Here is a 7,429-nt window from a genome sequence, read left to right as displayed (position 1 = left end):
TTTGCCCTAAAATAACCGTTTTAAAAGAAGAAAGGGATAAGAGTTTTAAATCTGATGCTTTAAACTCAAAGGTAGAAACAAAAGATAATCAGGTTTATATAAACAAAGAAAAAGATAATAAAAAAATATATACAAAAAAAGTTTGTGAAGAAGTAATAGATTTTTTAAATAATGAACTTGGTACAAAATATAAAAGCAATACTAAGCAAACAGTAAAGCTTATTGAAAGACTTATTGATTTAGGTTTTGATATTTTGGATTTTAAGAAAGTTATATTAAATAAAAAAAGATGTTGGAAAGATACTGAGTATGAAATTTATTTAAGACCATCAACTCTTTTTAGAGAAAGTAAATTTGAAGAATACTTAAACGAAAAGTATAAGAAAAAAGATTTTAAAGAGAAGGAAAGAAAGCTTAAAGATGTTTATAAACCTTTTTTTGAGGATTAAAATTTTAGAAAAATATTTATATAAATCTATTTGATTTTTATAAAAGCTTAGATTAGTTTTATTAAATAATTTTATATTTTATGGGGAGAGTTTATGGGTATGAATAGTTTTTGTAGTATAAAAAGTATTGAGGCTGAAATAGAAGTTTTAGGAGCTATATTAGTTAAACCAAAGCTTATAGAAACTTGTGTTATGAGCCTTAAAATAGAAGATTTTTATTTGGAAAAACATAAAAAGTTATATAAGGGTATACTTAATCTTTATTATGAAGGGAAGGAAATATCAGTTACAACTTTAATTGAAGAAATAACTAGAGAAAAGCTTAAAGAAGTTGGTGGAATAAGCTATATTAGTGAGCTTATAACAAGTGGACTACCTGTTAATATAGAAGGGCATATAGAAATTTTAAAAGAAAAAAGTTACAGAAGAAAAATAATGATGGCTCTAAATAAAGGACTTAAATATATACAAAATGAAAAAATAAAAGCTTTTGAAATAGCAGGTAAAATACAAAATGACCTTTTAGAAGATGAAGAATTTAGTAAAAGAAAAATTTTAAGTGATGAGGATTTGTTTAGTAAAACTTTAGATAAAATTGAGAAAATTTATAATTCTAAAGGGAATATGTTTGGCATGAAAACAGGTTTTTATAAATTTGATAGTGTAACAAATGGTCTTCAAAAAGGAGAACTTGTTGTAATTGGTGGTAGACCTTCAATGGGAAAAACAGCAACAGCTTTAAGTATTGCAGAGGGACTTGCAGATAATGGCTCAAATGTATTGCTTTTTGAAATGGAGATGACAGAAGAAAGTCTTGGTATAAGAAGATTTGCAGCAAGGTCAAATATAAAAGCATCAAAAATATCAAGTGCAAAGCTAAATGATGTTGAATTTACTAAACTTATAAATACTTTTAATGAATTTTCAAAAAGAGGGAGAATATTTACTGACTGCTCAAGCTACCAAGATATTTTAAAAATAAAATCAAAGTGCAATGGGTTAAAGATTTCAAAAGGTCTTGATGTAGTAATAATAGACCATTTAGGACTTATGGATATGAGTAAAGGTGAAAATAGAGTACAGGCAGTAGGGGAAGTAACAAGAAGTTTAAAGTTACTTGCAAAAGAATTAGATATTTGTATAATTTTACTTTGTCAATTAAGTAGAGCAGTAGAACAAAGGCGAGATAAAATTCCTATGCTTTCTGATTTAAGAGAAAGTGGAAATATAGAGCAAGATGCTGATTTAGTTATGTTTATATATAGAGAAGCTTATTATGATAATGAATGTGAAAATAAAGATGTAATATGTTGGGTTATTGCAAAGCAGAGAAATGGAAAAACGGGAACATTAGAGTTTAAATACTTAGATGAATTCCAAAGAATAGAGAACTTATAATTATTTTAGTAATATTATATTAATTTATAGAGATATTTAAACTTGATTATATAAAAGAAGAATCAATAAAAAAGACTTAGATATTAATTCTAAGTCATTTTATTTTTATATATACTTTTTATTTATATTTTTCTTTTATAGGAATGTTTGTATCAATATTTAATATTATTTTAGATGGAACCTTTTCTTTTAAAATAGCCATAATTTTATCATAATCTGATAATTTAAAGTATAAAGAACATTCTATAAAATCGCCTATTAATTCAATTTTTATATGTTTTTCACAAGACACTGTAACCTTACTTATATTTTCCCACTTAATAAGCTCATAGGAACGATATTGTCTAACAAATCCATTTTCACAAATTCCTTTATCTAAAAATATTGATATAAAACCTATTATAGCCAAAGTTCCAATTATGTAAAAGCTTATTGTATCTGAATAAAAATAAACAAATATAACTAATGCAATTATAGAAATAATCATAATAAATGATTCTAACTTTTGATTTATTGCTTTAACTTTAAGATGTATTATTGAATGTATATGTCTTATTATAATGTATAGAAAAAATATACCTACCAAAATATTTAAAATATCCATTTCTTTAGCCCCCCTTATTTATATTATTTATACAACCTTGTAAAAATATCCCTATAATTATGTTAAAGAAATTATTAATATAAAACAATATAATACAATACTCTATTCACAAAAAGTTAAAATTTAAAACATTGACGACACAAAGTTAATATATTATTATTATCAATATGATAATGATAATAAATATCAATAGAAAGAGGTAAGAAATTATGCATTTAATTTATTCATTAATTATAGTTACGGCATTATCATTGATTTTACCAACAGCTATAAGAAAATATTCAAAAGTATTTTATGGGTTAGCTACTGTAATTGGAATTCTAGTTACAGTTTATGAAATATTAAGATTAACAAATGGTTATAAACTAGAAGGGTTTATTGGAGCTTTAGAAAAAGCATTTATGAGAGGAAATGTTGCAATAGCATTTTTCGTACTTGTTATGTTTGCAGGAGCTTTAAATAAAAAGCTTAACATAACTAAAAAATTAATAAGTATTAGAGCAGAACTTGCTATATTAGGTTCAATACTTATAACTCCACATTGTATTATGTATTTTGTAAGATTTATAAATAAATTTATGTTAGGAAAACCAATTAAATTCCTTTATGTAACTTATTTAATTATAGGACTTATAGCATTTTTCATAATGATTCCTTTATGTGTAACTTCATTTAAAAAAGTTAGACGTAAAATGGACTTTAAAAAGTGGAAGAAGATACAAAGATGGGCTTATCCATTTTATTTCTTAGTTTATGTACATATAATGATAGCTTTATTTAATCACAAGTTAGATTGGATAAAAATAATTACATATACAGTTTTATTTGTTGGATATTTTATTTTAAAGATTTTCAATGAGAATAAAAATTAATTTCGCTTAAATTATATAATAAAAGTTTATTATATTTAATTTATAAATACAAATATATTATTTTAATTGTAATATGAAACATTAATATTCATTATAATAGCATTTGAAATGCTTACAAAAAATCACCTAGATTTAAACACATAATTAGAAGTAGTTAAAGAAAATAAAAGTATTTTCTTTAACTATTTTTTTATATAAATTTTAAACATTAATAAACATAAATAATAAATTATTTTATAATATTTTTTTTGTATTTTTGAGATTTAATAATTAAGACACAACCTAATACAGCAAGTATTATTGTTATTATAAATGATAATAATATTGGTAGTTCATATATGTAATAAATAGGATTAGTGTAAAAGCTACTATGCATTTGCATATCAATGTACTGAATGATTTTTAAGCCGTATAATTCTAAGGATAATAATACCAAACTTATAATAATTGCAAGCCATCCAATATAACCTTTTTTATTCATAGTTATCCTCCTAATAGTTTAAAATGATTATTTATAACTACTTTTAAAAACTACATTAAATTTATGAAAGTATAAAATTTTATTATACTTTTAATATATAGTATCACATATAACTTATTTAATAACAGAAGTATTAAAAATTTTTTATTTTTTTAATAGATTTTTATATTCTGTATATAAATTTTCATATAATTTTGTATGCTTTTTAAAAATACTATTTTAAATTTATAAAGCTTAAAAAATTTAAGATTAAAATTTAATAAGTATACTTAAATAAAAAATAATTTTACATTGCCATTTTTAAAAGTTTAAACTTAATTATATGAAGTTAACTTTAAAACTTTAAAGACTATCAAAAATATATATAAAAGCAATTATATTAAATTATGTTTTTAATATAAAAATAGTTAAATGAATAAATGATATTTAAGTATATAATAGCTGAACATAAGAAAAAATACTTTGTATATAAGAAAAATATGAGGTGAATTTATGGAATCAGTATGGAGCGAAAGCTGTAAAATTACAAAAAGAGAAAGCTTAAATAAAGATATAAAAACTGATATTTTAGTTATTGGAGCTGGAATAGCAGGAATATTAACAGCATATATGTTAAAGGAAAATGGAAGAGATGTTGTTTTAATTGATGGAGATAAGATTGCAGGGGGAAACACTAAAAATACTACTGCAAAAATAACTTCTCAGCATAATTTAATTTATCACAAATTAATATCAGAATTTGGAGAAGAAAAGGCAAGGCAATATGCAAAGGCAAATGAACTTGCTATAAAAAAGTATAAAGAAATTATTGAAGAGAGAAAAATAGATTGTGATTTTGAAGAAAGACCTGCATATGTTTATTCTTTAAATGAAACATATTTTCTAAAAGATGAAGTGGAAGCTGCTAAAAAACTTGGTATTAATGCTGAGTTTGTAGAAGAAACTGAACTTCCATTTAAAGTTGAAGGTGCTGTTAAGTTCAATAATCAAGCACAATTTAATCCACTTAAGTTTTTAGAAAACATTTCAAAAGATTTAACTATATATGAAAATACTAGAGCAATAGAAATTAGAAGAAATGAAGTAGTTACTAATAAAGGAAAGATAAGTGCAAATTATATAGTTATAGCAACTCATTACCCAATAATGAATGCACCAGGATATTATTTCTTAAAAATGCATCAAGAAAGGTCATATGTTATTGCTTTAGAAAATGTAGATAAAATTGATGGTATGTATATAGATGTTGATGAAAGTGGATATTCTTTTAGAAATTATAAAGATTTAATGTTACTTGGTGGAATAAAGCAAAGAACAGGAGATAATGAAACTGGTGGTAGTTATGATAAATTAAGAGAAGTTTCAAAAGAGTTATATCCAAAATCAAAGGAAAAATATCATTGGTCAGCTCAAGATTGTATGACTTTAGATGGAATACCTTACATAGGAAGATATTCAGATGATACACCTAATATATATGTAGCAACTGGATTTAATAAATGGGGAATGACAAGTTCTATGGTATCTGCAATGATAATATCAGATATGATACTTGAAAAAGAAAATGACTTTAAAGAAATATTTTCTCCAAAGAGATTTGACTTATCATTATCAATAAATAATGTTGCAAAAGATATAAGTGAAACAGCCAAAAACTTTATTGCACAAAAAATATATATTCCAAGTAGTCAAATAGAGCATATTCAAAATGGTCATGGAGGAATTGTTGAATATAATGGAGAAAAGGTTGGAGTTTATAAAGATAAGAATGGAAAAGAATATATTGTATCAACAAAATGTGCTCATTTAGGATGTGAACTTAAATGGAATGCAGATGAGTTAACATGGGATTGTCCATGTCATGGATCAAGATTTGATTATAAAGGAAGATTAATCGGAGGGCCAGCAGTTAAAAATATTGTGGAAGATTAATTTTAAAGGCTTGAGTAAAGTTATGAAGGGAATATAACACTTTATAATATTGATGGGAAAAAGATTAATAGTATTAAGGAAACTTATGGTTAAAATAAAAAGAACCAAGTCTATATAGATGAGGTTCTTTTTTTAATATAAGTTACAAAAGAAATTTACTAAATTTTAATAAACTTGAACAATAAATGGAAGAATACTAAAATTAATATGGAGAGGTATATGAAGGATAAAAGCTAACATAAGTAATAGTGAAGGCTACATTTGTAGTTGAAAATTATTATTAAAATTAACAAAGGAAAAATAAAAGGAGTGTTTGAGATTGAAAAAATATTATTGTAATGAAAAAAGAATGGAAGATAAAATAAAAACCTTTTCAAAATATGGTCACACAGAAAAAGGTGGAATAACAAGATACTCTCTATCAAAGGAAGCAATACTTGCAAGAGAAGAATTTATAAAGAGAATGAAAGCAATTGGAGCAAAAATACAATTAGATGATATGGCAAATATATATGCAACAATAGAAGGTACAGATAAAAATGCAAAAAGAATTGTTATGGCATCTCATTTAGATTCAGTAAAAAATGGTGGTAATTATGATGGAATACTAGGGGTTATTGGTGCTATGGAAGTTTTAGAAACAATAGTATCTGAAAATATAAAACATAAACATCCAATAACAGCTATGGTATGGACAAATGAAGAAGGTTCATTATATCCACCAGCAATGATGTCTTCTGGAATATTATGTGGAAAATTTGATAAAGAAAAAATGCTTCAATCAAAAAGCATAGTAGATGGGAAAAGTACATTTGGAGAAGCTTTAAAAAATAGTGGTTATATTGGAGATGAAAAAAATAGATTAAATCCTAATGATTATAAATGTATGCTTGAATTTCATATAGAGCAAGGGCCAATACTTGAAGCAAATAAAAAAGAAGTTGGAGTTGTTACTTGTGTACTTGGAATGGTTAATTACAGAATTAAAACTTATGGACAAGCAGATCATGCAGGAACAACACCAATGAAATTTAGAAAAGATGCACTATATGCAGCAGCAAAGGTTCTTATACATATTCATAATGAACTTGATAAACTTGATGAAAATCTTGTATATACAACTGGAGAAATTACATGCCACCCTTGTGTTCACACAGTAATACCAGACTTTGTATCTTTTTCATTAGATGTAAGGCATGAAAATCCAGAAGTTATTAAGGAAGTTGTTAATGTAATTAATAATATACCAAAGGAAGTTTGTAAGTGTAAAGTTGAATGTGAACTGGCTTGGGAACGTGATACTGTTTATTTTGATAAGGAACTTGTAAAAATTATTAAGGAAAGTGCAGATGAACTTAATATAGAAAATCAATATATAAATAGTGGGGCTGGACATGATGCACAGTATGTAGCTAGTATGCTTCCTACTGCTATGATTTTTGTTCCGTCAAAGGATGGACATAGTCATTGTGAGGAGGAGTTTACAAGTTTAGAGGAATGTACAAATGGTGCAAGTGTTATGTTAAATACTGTACTTAAGCTTGATGAGAGATAGATTTTTGAATTTTTAATTGAGAAGTGTAGAATAAATTATTAATTTATTAAAGTTGTATATGTATTTATATTTATAGTATTTTTCTAGCATAATTATAATACTCAACAATACAGAAAAGTGTTGTTGAGTTTTTTATTC

General features: G+C 24.7%; 7 protein-coding genes. 5 read left to right on the top strand and 2 right to left on the bottom strand.

Features of this window, described 5'->3' with window-relative positions; translation table 11 throughout:
• Positions 1-449, top strand: a 449-nt coding sequence (locus Q4E08_RS10050) for a conserved phage C-terminal domain-containing protein (protein ID WP_303130662.1), incomplete at its 5' end; no start/stop codon positions are given.
• 93 nt (positions 450-542) lie between these two features.
• A complete protein-coding gene (locus Q4E08_RS10045; RefSeq protein WP_303130660.1) occupies positions 543-1,847 on the top strand; it encodes a replicative DNA helicase in 1,305 nt (434 codons plus the stop codon).
• Positions 1,848-1,965: 118 nt separating this feature from the next.
• Here Q4E08_RS10045 and Q4E08_RS10040 read toward each other — a convergent pair whose 3' ends face one another.
• Entirely contained in the window at positions 1,966-2,451 is a 486-nt protein-coding gene (locus Q4E08_RS10040) for a hypothetical protein (RefSeq protein ID WP_303130659.1), read from the bottom strand.
• 209 nt (positions 2,452-2,660) lie between these two features.
• Between Q4E08_RS10040 and Q4E08_RS10035 the strand changes: the two genes are divergently transcribed.
• Entirely contained in the window at positions 2,661-3,323 is a 663-nt protein-coding gene (locus Q4E08_RS10035; RefSeq protein ID WP_303130657.1) for a ferric reductase-like transmembrane domain-containing protein, read from the top strand.
• A gap of 229 nt (positions 3,324-3,552) precedes the next feature.
• Here the strand turns inward: Q4E08_RS10035 and Q4E08_RS10030 are convergent, their stop codons facing one another.
• Entirely contained in the window at positions 3,553-3,804 is a 252-nt protein-coding gene (locus Q4E08_RS10030) for a hypothetical protein (protein WP_303130655.1), read from the bottom strand.
• Between the two features lie 492 nt (positions 3,805-4,296).
• Between Q4E08_RS10030 and Q4E08_RS10025 the strand changes: the two genes are divergently transcribed.
• On the top strand, positions 4,297-5,736 hold the full coding sequence (locus Q4E08_RS10025; RefSeq protein WP_303130654.1) for an FAD-dependent oxidoreductase: 1,440 nt from the start codon (positions 4,297-4,299) through the stop codon (positions 5,734-5,736).
• Positions 5,737-6,055: 319 nt separating this feature from the next.
• Positions 6,056-7,291, top strand: coding sequence for a Zn-dependent hydrolase (locus tag Q4E08_RS10020; RefSeq protein ID WP_303130652.1), 1,236 nt, complete (start codon positions 6,056-6,058; stop codon positions 7,289-7,291).
• The last annotated feature ends 138 nt before the right edge of the window (positions 7,292-7,429 follow it).

This window comes from Clostridium sp. (assembly GCF_030532265.1).
Lineage (GTDB): Bacteria > Bacillota > Clostridia > Clostridiales > Clostridiaceae > Clostridium.
The sequence above is the reverse complement of the archived record's forward strand: the minus strand, read 5'-3'. Positions and strand labels throughout refer to the sequence as shown.